Raw genomic sequence first — 14,627 nt, 5'->3', positions numbered from 1 at the left:
TCTCCTTATTCCTCTGAAAATTCACGCGCAGTTTGAGCAACTACATCTGTCTCAAGCATGGTACGAATCTGGCGTATTGTGCTATAGACAGCCTTGGCATCACTTGAACCATGAGTCTTAACTACTGGTGCTTTAACACCAAACAGAACCGCGCCTCCAACATCTGAATAGTTGAGCTGTTTTTTCAAACCTCTGAGGTTATCCTTAAGAAGGAAAGCTCCTAGCTTAGCTCTAAGACCGCCACCTACAATAGCATTTTTAAGCAAGCCCATGATACCCATAGCAGTCCCTTCAATAGCTTTGAGCACAGCGTTTCCCGTGAAACCATCTGTTACGACTACATCGGCAACACCATCCATTAAATCACGCGCTTCCACGTTCCCGACGAAATTCAAACTCTTATCAGCCACTAATAGGTCATAGGCTTCCTTGCGGAGTGGATCTCCCTTGCTGCTCTCTGTCCCGTTATTAAGCAAACCTACACGAGGTTTTTCAATGCCACGAACATTTCTAGCATAGAAGGAACCTAGGATAGCGTATTGATGCAGGTGATGAGCTGTATTTTCTGCATTAGCACCAAGGTCAAGCATATCAAAACCTTTTCCATCAATAGTTGGCAAGGTTGACATAAGACCTGGTCGATCGATATTTTTGATACGACCAACGATGAAGAATCCTGCTGCTAACAAGGCACCTGTATTTCCTGCAGAAAGAACTGCATCTGCCTCTCCATCTTTGACAGCCTTAGCTGCCAATACCATGCTGGAATTTTTCTTCTTGCGGATGGCTTTTGTAGGCTCATCATCTGAGTCGATTTTTTCATCCGTATGGATAATGCTGACGCGCTCTGTAGCTGTTAGATATTGCTTGATTTTGCTTTCATCTCCATAAAGTTGGACTTCAATATCTGAAAAGTCAGCAAGGGCTTGATTAACTCCCTCTACAATAGCTTGTGGTGCGTAATCGCCACCCATTGCATCAACTGCGATTTTTTTCATTTGTCTTCCTCTTTCAGTAGTTGTCCCCAGTCGGCTAGGGAATCAATAAATTTCTTTGATTTTAGATGAATGCCGACATATTCCTCGTAGATTTGGTCCATAAACTTACGCAAGTCTTGCTTGATTTCGGCCTTAAGTGAGATAGCCTCCAAGGTCTCAAAATCAATGGCTTGAAATTGATTGAGCAGATAAGGAATATTGGGATTTAGATGACATCGTTTCTCATCTTCATGGTAATGATCGGGACAAAGACAAGCCCCGTATTTGAAGGAGAAGTCAAAGGCTTGCCCCACACGATGACAAAAGGTACACTCATTAAAGTTGAGACTGATTCCAAAACGTGTCAATATTTGAATTTCAAAAATATTGGTCAAAACTTGATAATCCAGACCCTCTTCCATCAGCTCTAAAGTCTTTTGCAAAAAAGCAAATAAGGGAGCATCTTCTTGGTTATCCTGCAAACTCGCATCTGCCAAGGCTGCAACGTAAGTCGCATAAGCCATAACAAAGAGGTCACTATTGATTTTCGGAAAAGTCTTCACCTCATGATAATCTTCTATATAACTAAGTCCATCGTCATTGACTTTTAGGAGAAAATGGGCTAAGACTAAAGGTTGAATGACAGGAGCTAGTTTGGATTGGCCGGCGTGTTTGACAAAAAACATGCGCTTCCCTGCCTGTTCTGTAAAGATTTTAACAAGCTTATCATCCTCTCGAAAATTTCGATTGTAAAGTACTAAACCCTGACTCGTAATCGATTGAATCATGTTTCTCTCATGTACTCCTCAAGTCGTTTCATAGCTTCTCTGATGGTTTCCATGCTAGCTGCATAAGATAGGCGAACATAGCCCTCTCCATACTGACCAAAGGCAGCACCAGGAATAAAGGCAACAGCCTTCTTCTTGGCAAAATCCTTTAAAAAAGCAAAAGAATCTTGATTATAGCCTGCCGGAATCTTAGCAAAGATATAAAAAGCCCCATCTGGTTTGATAATCTCAAAACCAAGGTCAGTCATCTTCTCAATAATGTAGTCCCGACGTTGGATATATTCCTTCTTCATGGGTTCTGCATCGTTCTTACCAGCTGTCAATGCTTCCACCGCAGCATGTTGCGCCATGGTGTTTGCAGCAGTTACCAAATACTGATGACTCTTGATGAGTTGAGCCGTAAAGTTTGCTGGTGCAAAGATAAAACCTAAACGCCAACCTGTCATGGCATGGGATTTAGAAAGACCGTTAATGATAATTGCCTGATCTCTCAACATAGTTCCCAAAGATACATGATTTTCCCCTGTATAGGTCAATTCTGAGTAGACTTCATCACAGACTACGAAAATCTCATACTTACGTAAAACAGCTGCCAAGGCTTCTAATTGCTCGCGACTATAAGTAATTCCTGTAGGGTTGGCTGGATAGTTGAGAATAACTGCCTTGAGCTTGTCCCCCTGCTCCAAAATTGCCTTTTCCAACATCTCAGGCGTCAAAACAAAACCATTTTCAGTTGTATCAATCTCGACAATCTCTGCACCAACTAGATTAACTATTGGCTCATAGCCAGGATAGGCAGGAGCTGGCAAGAGAACCTTGTCTCCTTCCTCCAAAATAGCTGTCAGAGTAGCTGATAGAGCCTCTGTCGCACCAATTGTGACTAAGATTTCATTCTCTGGATTGTAGTCTAGCCGATATTTCTCTTTTACAAAATCACTCGCCGCCTGACGCAAGGTCAACAAACCACTCATCCCTGTATAGTAGGATTGGTCTTGGTCAATGGCTCGCTTTGCAGCTTCCTTGACATGATCTGGCGTTGTAAAATCTGGTTCTCCTAGAGTCAGACGTAACACTCCAGGAATCTCTGAAATAGCCTGATCAAACTGACGAATCAAGGAAACTTGAATCTTATCTAATTGTTTATTAAAGCGTTTGGTTAGGTCCATAGATATCCTCCTTGATCAAAGAACATATATCCATTATACTACAAAAGCTCTCTGACCGCAAAATTCCATTAATTTACAACCTTATTCCCACTTTCTATTTTACTTTTCTGACAGATAAGATTATAATAAGTAGTATTTATTTTTGGAGGTTTTTATGTCATTTCTATCAAAAAATTGGGCAGGACTGTTAGCCTGTCTAATCATTTCTATCATCTCTTGGGTTTTAGGAGGCTTTCTGCCTGTTGTGGGAGCACCTGTTTTCGCCATTTTTATCGGAATGATTCTCCATCCCTTTCTCACTTCCTATAAACAACTGGAGGCTGGTTTAACTTACAGCTCCAAGAAATTGCTTCAGTATGCTGTTATCTTGCTTGGATTTGGACTCAATATCTCACAAGTTTTCGCAGTTGGAAAATCTTCCCTCCCAGTCATCCTTTCGACTATTTCTATCGCTTTGATTATAGCTTTCTTTTTCCAACGATTTTTTAACCTTGATACGAAGCTTGCTACCTTGATTGGAGTAGGTTCTTCTATCTGTGGAGGTTCTGCCATTGCGGCAACTGCTCCTGTCATCCATGCTAAAGAAAAAGAAGTGGCCCAAGCCATATCTGTTATCTTTTTCTTCAATGTATTGGCAGCTCTTATCTTTCCAACTCTAGGGTCTTGGCTCCATCTTTCCAACGAAGGTTTTGCTCTCTTTGCGGGTACTGCGGTCAACGATACGTCCTCTGTAACAGCCACAGCTAGTGCCTGGGATAGCCTATACAATACAAACACTCTCGAATCTGCCACTATTGTCAAACTGACCCGTACTCTAGCTATTATCCCTATCACTCTCTTTCTCTCCTATTGGCAAAGCCGTCAACAAGGCAACAACCAAGGAGTGAAGCTTAAAAAAATCTTCCCCGTTTTCATTCTCTACTTTATCCTAGCTTCACTGCTAACCACCGTCCTTACTTCTTTTGGTATTAGCAATAGCCTCTTTTCACCTCTCAAACAACTCTCCAAATTCCTCATCATCATGGCTATGAGTGCTATTGGTCTCAAAACCAACCTCATTGCTATGATCAAATCCAGTGGAAAATCCATTCTTCTTGGAGCCCTTTGCTGGATTGCTATCATCCTGACTAGTCTTGGCATGCAATCACTCATCGGTATTTTCTAAGAAAAAAGGTAGCCTAAAGGCTACCTTTTTATTGTTCAAGAATTAAACGTGTATGTTCTCTCTTAATACAACGGTTCATCACGATGTCATCGCATCCTCCAGCACGCAAGATTTCTTCTGCTTCCAAACTTTCAAGTCCTAGTTGTGCCCAAAAAATCTTAGCATCTGCCTTGAGAAAGTCTCGTGCTACATCAGGTAAAAATTCACTGCGACGATATACATTGACGATATCTACAGGGAAAGGAATTTCAGCTAGACTGGCATAAACCTTTTCTCCCAAAATCTCGCTACCTGCAACTTTAGGGTTAACCGGAATAATTTTATAGCCACGAGCCTGCATTTCTTTAGTCACTCGATTGCTAGTTGTTTCCTCACGATCGGATAAACCTACTACAGCTAGAGTTTTACTGGTTGCTAGATACTGACGGACCACTCCATCACTTGGATTGATAAATTCTTGAGTCATAGAAACCCTCCTTTTTCATCAGTATAGCATATTTTGAAAGGGTTTGCAGAAATTTACTATAAAAATCAAAATCAAAAAATCCTCCCAAAATTAAACTATTTCATTTAATTTTAAGAGGATTCATAAAAATTTTATTTAAAGATTATTCTCTTGTTGGTTTATACTGAAGGCTTTCTCCGTGCTGTTTGACAAAATCACTCATCTCTGAGTCAGGAATTTGTCGAAGGTAGAGATTGGCACGAATCGTATCATCTTCTTCACGACAAGTAGAAAGAACAAGATATTTATCCTTAGCTGATACCTTGACATTTGGTTTCTTAACCTCTGCAGTATCATAAATAGTAGTTAGCTGTTTCTCAAAATCCGCATCATCATCAAAAGAAGTACGGTAAAAAGCTGTTTCTTCTGGAACAATAATCATAGCAACAGCTTCATAATAATACTTTCTTTCTGGAGTTTCAATGACAACATAAGGGTGTGCATCAAAATATTCTTGGCGACTGAAGTAATTCACATCTTTAAACATGCGGTGATCAGGAACTTTACTACCACGGGCGTGACCAAATAACCAAGTCAATCGGTCGCTAAAGTCCTTCTTGTTATCAGCATCCATAAAGACTGCACCCATTAAAGGTTCGTTAACGCCGTCAAAGCGCTTATCCAAATAAGTCGCATTATCCGTTGTTTGAACGACTGGTTCATCTAACTGTGTACCAGGAATATATACATAACCAACCGTTTCAGAGTTTGTTGCGAGCAAGCCTTTAAACTTATTAGCAAGATATTCTTTTTCTTCTTGGCTAGCAGTATAAGCTTGCTTTGACGCTTCCTGAGTAACGGTAGTCTCAGTCTGCTTATTCTCACTTGATGCTGAGAAGCTGTTATTATATATAAACAAGGCTCCCAAAGCAACGATAACTACTGCAGCGATAGAAGCAATTATTTTACCAATAGGTGTTTTCTTTGTTCTAGAATGTCCACTCATCTTTTCCTCCCTCATTTTTTATCAAAAAAATCACTGAAACCAAGTTTCAGTGATTGGCTACTTTTTAAATAAAATTATTTAGCAGCGTGTGTTTTTGGAAGAGCTTTTTGACCTGCTTTTGCAGATGCACCAGCTTTTTTAGCTGCTTCGTCTGCTTTTTTAGCTTGGTCTACAGCACCTGGTTTACCATCTTCTGGTTTAGTTGCTGCTTGATCAGCTGCTTGATCAGCTGCTGCTTGAGTAGCTGCTGGCTTGTTATCGCTACCTGGAGTATAGTTAGGGTTCAAGTAACTATCAGTTTTTTCGATTACAAGGTATTCGTTAGTAAACATGTCACCACCTACAACGATTGCACCTTCTTGGTTAACATTTTGGAAGTATCCAGCAGGTGCTGCTGCTACACGGTAGCGAACAGTTGTTCCAGCAGGTGCTGCGATTGAAGCGTCACCATTTGCATCTGTAACTGCTTGTGATGCAACTCCGTTTACAAGGAAGTCAACTGTAACTCCAGCAACTGGAGCACCCAAGCGGTCTTTAACATTAATACGAGCATGTGTTCCATTTGGAACTACACGTTTAAGAGTTCCATCTGGGTTAACATTGTCACCATAAGAAGTTTCTGGCTTAGTCTGTGCTTTGTCATTAGCTGGTGCTGCTGGAACGTAGTTCTTTGAGTCAAATGTTTTTGGATCGTTATCCGCAAAAACTGGAGCTACTGCAGAAAATACTGCAAGAGCTGCTACTGATGATAATAAAACTTTCTTCATGTTTTATCTCCTCTTTAATTTTAAAATTTAATTATAAGGATAATCCTTACTAACTCAAATTATATCACATATATTAGAGTTGTCAAGCTTTTTTTAAAATAAATTTATATTTTCTGGTAAAAAACAAGTAAAATTCATTCGAATTACAAAAATCAAATAAAATTCTTGAAATAATTGGTATAAAAACGTTTAAAATCCGAACAATATAGAGTTTTACGAGTGTTAGGTTCTGTATTTCTAAGAGTATATTTTATTTTTTCAGCTGTAATTTTAAATAGTCTTCTCGATACTAAACAATGGGGAAAGAGGACGTTTTTCGTGGATACGGATGATTGCATCGCCTAAAAGATGAGCGATAGAGATTTGCTCAATCTTATCAATCAAACGTTCCTCTGGTAGGTAGATAGTATCCAAAACAACCAATTTTTTAATGGCTGATTTCTGGATATTCTCCATTGCTGGACCAGAAAGAACTGGGTGCGTACAACTTGCGTAAACTTCAACAGCTCCTGCTTCTGCTAGAGCATCAGCCGCATGACAAATGGTTCCAGCTGTATCAATCATATCGTCAATCAAGATACAAGTCTTACCTTCTACCTTACCAATGATATTCATAACTTCACTAGTATTCATCTTGTCTACACTACGACGCTTGTCGATAATGGCAATTGGAGTTTTCAAAAATTCTGCTAATTTACGAGCACGAGTCACCCCACCGTGGTCCGGGCTGACAACAACATAGTCGGAACCAACCATGCCACGACGCTCAAAGTAATCCGCAATCAATGGAGCGCCCATCAAGTGATCCACCGGAATATCAAAGAAACCTTGAATCTGTGCAGCGTGCAAATCAATCGTCAACAAACGATCAACTCCAGCTACTTCAAGCATATTTGCAACGAGTTTTGAAGTGATTGGCTCACGCGCTCTTGCCTTTCTATCCTGACGTGCATAACCATAGTAAGGCATAACAACGTTGACAGATTCTGCACTGGCGCGCTTCAAAGCGTCTACCATAATCAAAATCTCAAGTAGATTATCATTTACTGGTGAGCTAGTTGATTGTAGAATAAAGACGTGTTTTCCGCGGATCGATTCTTCGATATTAACTTGAATTTCTCCGTCTGAAAATTGACGAACAGTCGATTTTCCCAACTCTATCCCAATCTCTTGTGCCACACGCTCTGCCAATTCTCTATTTGAAGAAAGGGCAAACAGCTTTAAATCAGAAAAAGACATGATTTCCTCCGGTATTTATGTATCACTTGTGTTTTTCACAACATTTTCCATCTATCATTGTAGCGCTTTTTTCTCGATTTTTCAATAAAAAATAAGACAAGAGTAGACTTTTATACTCTTATCTTATACCATTTTATATTAGTGATATCAAAGGTAAAACTTGTCAACCTTCTCATCCTACTTCATGCTACTCCAGAAGCTTTTAATTAGAAAGTTAGTATATCTCCCTCATACTACCTGTATCCACATCGTAAACAGCTCCTGAAATAATAACATCATCTGGAATTAAGGGGCATTCTCGCAGCAATTTCATATCCTCTCGAACACTCTCATCGATGTCTTGAAACGGTAAAAAGTCCTGCCCAGATACATCAACTCCCAATTCACATTTTAGATGCTCTTGAAAATCCTCGTTATTGAAGGTTTGAGCCCCGCAGTCTGTATGATGAAGAACCACAATTTCTCTTGTCCCCATTTGTTGTTGGGAAATTACAAGTGAACGAATCATATCCTCAGTCACTCGACCACCCGCATTCCTTAAGATATGAGCATCTCCAAGAGCTAACCCTAGAGCTGGTGCAACGTGCAAACGTGAATCCATACAAGTTACGATTGCAACCTTGGTCTTGGGTTTAATGGATAAATGCAAATCTCCATGTAGTTCTACATAAGCTTGATTGGCTTTTAAAAAATTTTCAAAATAGGACATGACAACTCACTTTCTAGTCTGCCAGATAATTTGAACACCAAATTATTTATCTCCTATCTTACCATCTTTTCTTTGTCTTGTCAGCTGTTAACTTTCATATAAAAAAACTGGGACAGAGACATCCAGCAACTAGCTTGGGTTTCTGTCCTAGTTTTTTAATATTATGAACCTTTTTGGATATACTTGTTAAGAGAGCCTGCAAAGCTCTGAAGATTGAGACTTTGTACATAGACCTCACCGGTACCTCGGAAGGTATTCACCACTCCTTCGCCTGTACCAATAGACTGCCAGAAGCCATTTTCTAAGTGGATATCATAGTCCAGAGATTGACTCCAAGCCACCACATGGGCATTGTCGATGGTTATTTCTTGGTTTTGTAGCTCAATTTTCTTAATAGATCCAAAAGCATTGGCCAAAAGAGTTCCCTGACCTTGGGTTGTCATCACAAAGAGACCGCCTTGCCCTCCGAACAGAGCTTTCCCAATAGACTGGCGCTCCATTGTATAGAAAGCTGTACCATCAAGAGCTAAAAAGGCCCCATCATTCAATCGGTACTGGTTTTCGCCTAGCTCAAGAGCAATCACTTGACCAGGAGTATCTGGTGCTAAAGCAAGGTTGCCGTTGTCAGACTCTGCAACAGCTTGAGTGATAAAGGTACTTTCACCAGAAACCATTGAACGCCCTACAGCTTTGACAAAACGTCCCAAACCAGAACCGCTTGCATTGAGCTGGGTATTGAGACTTACATTAGGTGTATGGTAGACCATGCTACCACGCTGAATAAAGACCGTTTCCCCCTGATTGAGCGACAACTCTACCAAAGGAAACTGCATTTGACTATCCATAGAAAATTTCATCAGAAATTCCTCCTTATTTTTAATAAATGTTAGCAATAAAATAATTAGTCATCTAAAACTGACCATAACGATTAGGAGAATACTTTTTTCAAGACTTCCTGAATAGTCGTCACCCCAATCACCTGAATTTCCTTAGGTGGCTTTATACCTGTTAGGGAGTTTTTTGGTACATAGATTTTTGTAAATCCAAGCTTAGCGGCTTCATTGATCCGTTGTTCGATACGATTTACGCGCCGAATCTCTCCCGTCAAGCCCAACTCTCCTACAAAACATTCCTGGGGATTGGTTGGCTTGTCCTTGTAGCTAGAAGCAATAGCAACTGCAACAGCCAGGTCAATAGCAGGTTCATCTAATTTGACACCACCAGCTGATTTAAGATAGGCATCCTGATTTTGAAGCAAGAGACCAGCCCGTTTTTCCAAGACAGCCATAATCAGACTAGCACGATTGAAATCAAGCCCTGTCGTCGTACGCTTAGCATTCCCAAACATGGTCGGCGTCACCAAGGCCTGCACTTCAGCAAGAATTGGACGTGTTCCTTCCATAGTCACAACGATGGACGAACCAGTCGCTCCATCCAAGCGTTCTTCCAGAAACACTTCACTAGGATTCAGGACTTCAACCAAACCACCTGATTGCATTTCAAAAATCCCGATTTCATTGGTCGATCCAAAACGGTTCTTGACTGCTCTCAGAATCCGGAAGGTATGGTGACGTTCCCCTTCAAAGTAAAGCACCGTATCCACCATATGTTCCAACATACGAGGACCAGCCAAAGTTCCTTCCTTGGTCACATGCCCTACGATAAAGATAGCAATGTTATTGGTCTTGGCCAGCTGCATGAGTTCAGCTGTCACCTCGCGTACTTGGGAAACCGACCCTTGTACCCCTGAAATCTCAGGAGACATAATGGTCTGGATCGAATCGATGATAAGAAAGTCTGGTTGGATTCGCTCCACCTCAGCTCTCACGCTCTGCATATTGGTCTCAGCATAGAGATAAAACTCGCTATCAATATCCCCCAAGCGCTCTGCACGGAGTTTGATCTGTTGAGCAGACTCCTCCCCACTGACATAGAGAACTGTCCCTACTTGAGACAACTGAGTTGATACTTGTAAGAGAAGGGTTGATTTTCCAATACCTGGATCTCCACCAATTAGGACGAGACTCCCTGGCACCACACCTCCACCGAGTACACGGTTGAATTCCTCCATCTCAGTCTTGGTTCGATTGACATTAATAGAAGTTACTTCTGCCAATTTCATGGGCTTGGTTTTCTCACCTGTCAAGGACACACGCGCATTCTTGACTTCTGCAACCTCAACCTCCTCAACAAAAGAAGACCAAGCTCCACAGTTTGGACAGCGTCCTAAATACTTTGGTGAATTATATTCACAATTTTGACACACAAATGTCGCCTTTTTCTTTGCGATAATAAACCTCTTTCTATATCTCTATCTCACATTCAATCACTTGGCAAAAATCAATCTTCTCATTTGGTACAAACTGCCGTATCAGCATTCGATGGGCTACAACTACCACAGTTTGATGTTCCCGATACTTAGCCATGCATTCTAGAAAACGAGTCTTCATCTCTACAGCTGTCTCATATTGAACAGGAGAATTTAGGAGCAACTCCCCATTATTTTCTAAAAATAGTCTTCTAGCTTCTTCAAATCTATCTATGCCACTTTCATAGACCTGCCATTCATGCAATAATGGCTCCACTCTCAAAGGAAGCCCAGTAGCACAAGATACATAAGAAGCCGTTTCTAATGCTCGCGTCACTGCAGAAGACACCAGTATATCAGCTGAGCCAAACAAAAGATTTTTGCAAAGTTCCTGAGCTTGTTGTCTTCCTTTTACCGATAAAGGGGCCAAGTCTATCCCAAATCCCGTATAAGAACGCTCCTCTAACTCACGGTAATCTGGCTCTCCATGACGTACAAAGATAATCTTCATCTTAGTGCCCAGTTGATCCAAACCCACCAGTACGAACTCCGTCTGCCTCATCTCCATCTGCAATTAAAAATGGTGCAAAGACAGCCTGAACTACACGTTCTCCAACTTCAAGAACAACTTCTTGATCTGTGATATTCTTCATCTGTGCAAAGATATGTCCCTCATTCCCTGGATTGCCATAATAATCTCCGTCAATGACACCCACAGAGTTAATCAAGACCAAACCTTTTTTACGAGGATTTGATGAACGGTCATAAAGATAGAGCACTTCAGTCGGCTGCATATAAGCCTTAACACCTGTTGGGACGAGGACGATTTCTCCTGGTCCAATCACTGTGCGCTCTGCCACCTTTAAGTCGTAGCCAGCTGCGTGTGCTGTCTCTCGTTTAGGTAACAAAGTTTCATCTGTAAAGCTAGAAACTAATTCAAAACCACGAATTTTCATATTATTCCTCTTTTTAATCTTTTATTCTAGGCTATTTTATCTTATTTATTCGAAAAAAGCACGAAAAAAGAGCACACAATTCACACTCGCTTAGGGCTGCTGGATTCCTCCCCTGACCCGCTTCACGCAGAACTGTTGCTCCACTAGTTATTATACCACATTCCCCTCTATTTTTAAAGAGAAATTATTTTTTACGTCGATTTCGGAAAAAGTCTTGCATAATCTCTGCGCACTCATTCTCTAAAACACCTGTTTCAACGTCCACACGGTGATTGAGCCTCTCATCTGTTAGAATATCGTACAAGCTCCCAGCGGCGCCAAATTTCTGATTTTTAGCCCCGTAGACCACGTTTGGAATCCGTGCGAGACCAATTGCCCCACTACACATGACACACGGCTCTATGGTCACAAAAAGCGTACAATCGAGCAAACGCCAACTCTCTTCGCTCAAATTAGCATTCTCTATGGCCATAATTTCCGCATGCATGACTGCCCGTTGCAACTCCTCTCGAGCATTGTGTCCTCTCCCAATGACTTTTCCATCCTTGACAATTACACAACCAATCGGGATTTCATCATGCTCTAAAGCAATCTCTGCCTCTTTTAAGGCCTCTCTCATAAAAGCTTCTTTTTCTTCAAGCGTGTAATTCATCTCTTCTCTCTTCCTAGCTATCAATTCTATCATTATACCATGTTTCTCAACACAAAAAAAGCCACCGAATGCGGTGACTTTATAGGGAGATTATTATGAAAAAGAAAAGTTTAGGAAATTTGTTACAACAAGTTAGGAGGTCTTCTTGTAACTGTCTATAGTATATCCAACCTGTCTTAAACAAATCTTAAAAATCTGCTATGACCAAACACTTTCTAAAATATTTGTCTGTTCACGACCAGGACCTACTGAGAATGTTGAAATACGAACACCCACCAATTCGCTAACACGGCGAACATAGTTGCGTGCATTTTCAGGAAGGTCTTCCAAATTACGTACTCCAGTGATATCTTCAGACCAACCAGGCAATTCTTCGTAGATTGGTTTACAACGTTTCAATTGTTCGAGACTAGCTGGGTAGTAATCAATACGTTGACCATCAAGATCATAAGCCACACAGATTTTAACAGTATCCAAACCACTCAAAACGTCAATAGAGTTCAAAGAAAGATTTGTGATACCAGAAACACGACGGCTATGACGCATAACAACTGAGTCGAACCAACCTACACGGCGAGGACGCCCAGTAGTTGTCCCATACTCATGCCCCACTTCACGAATACGATCACCAACTTCATCAAATAGCTCAGTTGGGAAAGGACCATCACCTACACGACTTGTATAAGCCTTACATACACCGACAACTTTGTCAATCTTGCTTGGACCTACTCCAGAACCAATTGTCACACCACCAGCCACTGGGTTTGATGAAGTAACAAATGGATAGGTACCTTGGTCAATATCCAACATGACACCTTGTGCACCCTCAAAGAGAACCCGTTTACCATTATCAAGCGCGTCGTTCAAGATAACAGAAGTATCAGTCACATATTGCTTGATTTGTTGGCCATACTCATAGTATTCTTCAAAAATATCATCAATTGAAATAGGTTCACTATCATACAATTTTACAAATTGACGATTTTTCTCAGCAAGATTACGTTCTAAACGTTCACGGAAGATTTCTTTATCCAAAAGATCCGCAATACGAATTCCAACACGAGCTGCCTTGTCCATATAGGCTGGACCAATTCCTTTAATTGTCGTCCCAATCTTGTTATCACCCTTAGCTTCTTCTTGAAGACGGTCTAACTCAATGTGATAAGGCAAAATAACATGCGCACGATCAGAAATCCTTAGATTATCTGTTGTAACACCTTCTTCATGCAAATAAGACAATTCTTTGACAAGAGATTTAGGGTTTACTACCATCCCATTACCAATTACAGAGATTTTTTCAGGGAAGAAAATACCTGAAGGAATCAAGTGCAATTTAAATTTCTTTCCATCAATAACAATTGTGTGACCTGCATTATCTCCGCCTTGGTAACGAGCAATCACTTCCGCATTAGCTGAAAGAAAATCTGTAATTTTCCCTTTACCTTCATCACCCCATTGGGTACCTACAACAACAACTGAAGTCATAATAAATTTTCGTCTGAGCCAAAAGGCTCGTCCTTTCTCATATACATGGTGGGACTCTCACCCACAATAATATCTTACAATTTATTATAAGAAAAAAAGCCTATTTTATCAAGAATTAACACTAGAAAAGATTAGGGAATTCTTTCACTTTTGATTTAAAAAAATATAAAAATTTAGCATAATCTAAATATTTTTTATAAATTACTTATTATTGTTCGTAATAAATGAAAATAACTGTATCTACTAACAATAATTGAATGTTTGTCCAAGTAAATGATTAAGATAGATACGATAAGCAGCCCTAAAATGATAGAGAAGAAAATCCTTCTCATTCTTAATCTTAAAATGAATTAAATAATAAAGTAAAAATTTAAGATGAAGTAATTCCCATTCATCAGTACTTTGAAATAAAATTGAATATTCATTTTCGATTTGCTTTAGAAAAACCAAAGATCGATCATAATATTTTTGAAGCATATAAAAAACCTTTCTTATTGATAAAACAAGTTTATCAAAAAGGCAAAATAAATAGATAAATATTTCTATAAAACAAAAATTTTAAGCTGAACAAACTTAAAACAAAGAAAAGAAGTAAAAATAGATGGAAAAAAGCTCTGAAAAATCCAGAAAAATAAAGCCAAGAAAACAAAAAAACGTTCCTTAGAACGTTTAACTACTCCGCCAGTAGGACTCGAACCTACGACATCATGATTAACAGTCATGCGCTACTACCAACTGAGCTATGGCGGATAAAAGCTAAGCGACTTCCATATCTCACAGGGGGCAACCCCCAACTACTTCCGGCGTTCTAGGGCTTAACTTCTGTGTTCGGCATGGGTACAGGTGTATCTCCTAGGCTATCGTCACTTAACTCTGAGTAATACCTACTCAAAATTGAATATCTATCAAATAACAAGAAATCCTTCACACTTCGTATTCTCAGTTACTTTGGATAAGTCCTCGA

At 40.1% G+C, this 14,627-nt stretch carries 16 protein-coding genes, 1 tRNA gene, 1 rRNA gene and 1 other RNA gene; 1 reads left to right on the top strand and 18 read right to left on the bottom strand.

All coding sequences use genetic code 11. From position 1 onward, the window contains the following. Nucleotides 1-5: 5 nt before the first annotated feature. From plsX to HMPREF2957_RS00355, 3 genes are read right to left on the bottom strand one after another with little or no spacing between them, the layout of a single operon-like run. Nucleotides 6-998 carry a phosphate acyltransferase PlsX gene (plsX, locus tag HMPREF2957_RS00365; RefSeq protein WP_004250369.1) on the bottom strand — a complete coding sequence of 331 codons (993 nt, stop codon included), beginning with the start codon at nucleotides 996-998 and terminating at the stop codon, nucleotides 6-8. Continuing rightward, the gene (recO, locus tag HMPREF2957_RS00360) at nucleotides 995-1,765 is read right to left on the bottom strand and encodes a DNA repair protein RecO (protein WP_004250368.1); all 771 of its coding nucleotides are present in this window, start codon (nucleotides 1,763-1,765) and stop codon (nucleotides 995-997) included. Before recO ends, plsX begins: the two co-directional genes overlap by 4 nt. Next, entirely contained in the window at nucleotides 1,762-2,931 is a 1,170-nt protein-coding gene (locus HMPREF2957_RS00355; RefSeq protein ID WP_070676963.1) for a pyridoxal phosphate-dependent aminotransferase, read from the bottom strand. Before HMPREF2957_RS00355 ends, recO begins: the two co-directional genes overlap by 4 nt. 154 nt (nucleotides 2,932-3,085) lie before the next feature. On the opposite strand from HMPREF2957_RS00355, the gene HMPREF2957_RS00350 reads away from it, so the two are divergent. Then, nucleotides 3,086-4,096, top strand: coding sequence for a YeiH family protein (locus HMPREF2957_RS00350; protein ID WP_070676962.1), 1,011 nt, complete (start codon nucleotides 3,086-3,088; stop codon nucleotides 4,094-4,096). Between the two features lie 28 nt (nucleotides 4,097-4,124). Here the strand turns inward: HMPREF2957_RS00350 and HMPREF2957_RS00345 are convergent, their stop codons facing one another. From HMPREF2957_RS00345 to rrf, 15 genes are all read right to left on the bottom strand, one after another. Beyond that, complete coding sequence (locus HMPREF2957_RS00345; RefSeq protein ID WP_070676961.1) at nucleotides 4,125-4,562, bottom strand: CoA-binding protein; 438 nt, start codon at nucleotides 4,560-4,562, stop codon at nucleotides 4,125-4,127. Nucleotides 4,563-4,704: 142 nt separating this feature from the next. After that, nucleotides 4,705-5,547: a class B sortase, LPKTxAVK-specific gene (gene srtB, locus HMPREF2957_RS00340; RefSeq protein WP_070676960.1), complete on the bottom strand. Its 843-nt coding sequence runs from the start codon at nucleotides 5,545-5,547 to the stop codon at nucleotides 4,705-4,707. A 74-nt stretch (nucleotides 5,548-5,621) separates the two neighbouring features. Further along, on the bottom strand, nucleotides 5,622-6,314 hold the full coding sequence (locus HMPREF2957_RS09340; protein ID WP_070676959.1) for an LPKTxAVK-anchored surface protein: 693 nt from the start codon (nucleotides 6,312-6,314) through the stop codon (nucleotides 5,622-5,624). Between the two features lie 270 nt (nucleotides 6,315-6,584). Next, entirely contained in the window at nucleotides 6,585-7,553 is a 969-nt protein-coding gene (locus tag HMPREF2957_RS00330; protein ID WP_061863755.1) for a ribose-phosphate diphosphokinase, read from the bottom strand. 214 nt (nucleotides 7,554-7,767) lie between these two features. Beyond that, nucleotides 7,768-8,262 carry a beta-class carbonic anhydrase gene (locus tag HMPREF2957_RS00325; RefSeq protein WP_004250355.1) on the bottom strand — a complete coding sequence of 165 codons (495 nt, stop codon included), beginning with the start codon at nucleotides 8,260-8,262 and terminating at the stop codon, nucleotides 7,768-7,770. 161 nt (nucleotides 8,263-8,423) lie between these two features. Beyond that, nucleotides 8,424-9,119 (bottom strand): TIGR00266 family protein, encoded by a 696-nt coding sequence (locus tag HMPREF2957_RS00320; protein WP_004250353.1) that lies wholly within the window; start codon nucleotides 9,117-9,119, stop codon nucleotides 8,424-8,426. Nucleotides 9,120-9,190: 71 nt separating this feature from the next. Further along, nucleotides 9,191-10,552, bottom strand: coding sequence for a DNA repair protein RadA (radA, locus tag HMPREF2957_RS00315; RefSeq protein WP_080581389.1), 1,362 nt, complete (start codon nucleotides 10,550-10,552; stop codon nucleotides 9,191-9,193). Nucleotides 10,553-10,565: 13 nt separating this feature from the next. Then, a complete protein-coding gene (locus HMPREF2957_RS00310; protein WP_033630843.1) occupies nucleotides 10,566-11,132 on the bottom strand; it encodes a histidine phosphatase family protein in 567 nt (188 codons plus the stop codon). Next, nucleotides 11,083-11,526 carry a dUTP diphosphatase gene (locus HMPREF2957_RS00305; RefSeq protein ID WP_004250347.1) on the bottom strand — a complete coding sequence of 148 codons (444 nt, stop codon included), beginning with the start codon at nucleotides 11,524-11,526 and terminating at the stop codon, nucleotides 11,083-11,085. Before HMPREF2957_RS00305 ends, HMPREF2957_RS00310 begins: the two co-directional genes overlap by 50 nt. Nucleotides 11,527-11,579: 53 nt before the next feature. Next, nucleotides 11,580-11,678, bottom strand: an RNA gene (gene ffs, locus HMPREF2957_RS00300) — signal recognition particle sRNA small type. A 32-nt stretch (nucleotides 11,679-11,710) separates the two neighbouring features. Beyond that, nucleotides 11,711-12,178, bottom strand: coding sequence for a tRNA adenosine(34) deaminase TadA (gene tadA, locus HMPREF2957_RS00295; RefSeq protein WP_004250346.1), 468 nt, complete (start codon nucleotides 12,176-12,178; stop codon nucleotides 11,711-11,713). Between the two features lie 198 nt (nucleotides 12,179-12,376). Continuing rightward, entirely contained in the window at nucleotides 12,377-13,663 is a 1,287-nt protein-coding gene (locus HMPREF2957_RS00290; protein ID WP_004250345.1) for an adenylosuccinate synthase, read from the bottom strand. Between the two features lie 243 nt (nucleotides 13,664-13,906). Further along, nucleotides 13,907-14,140, bottom strand: a complete 234-nt coding sequence (comW, locus tag HMPREF2957_RS09305; protein ID WP_070676958.1) for a sigma(X)-activator ComW — start codon at nucleotides 14,138-14,140, stop codon at nucleotides 13,907-13,909. A gap of 199 nt (nucleotides 14,141-14,339) precedes the next feature. Then, nucleotides 14,340-14,413: transfer RNA gene (locus HMPREF2957_RS00280), tRNA-Asn, on the bottom strand. 5 nt (nucleotides 14,414-14,418) lie between these two features. Then, nucleotides 14,419-14,534, bottom strand: a 5S ribosomal RNA gene (rrf, locus tag HMPREF2957_RS00275). Between the last annotated feature and the right edge of the window lie 93 nt (nucleotides 14,535-14,627).

It is taken from the genome of Streptococcus sp. HMSC062D07 (assembly GCF_001814215.1).
Classification (GTDB): Bacteria; Bacillota; Bacilli; order Lactobacillales; family Streptococcaceae; genus Streptococcus; species Streptococcus infantis_I.
The sequence above is the reverse complement of the archived record's forward strand: the minus strand, read 5'-3'. Positions and strand labels throughout refer to the sequence as shown.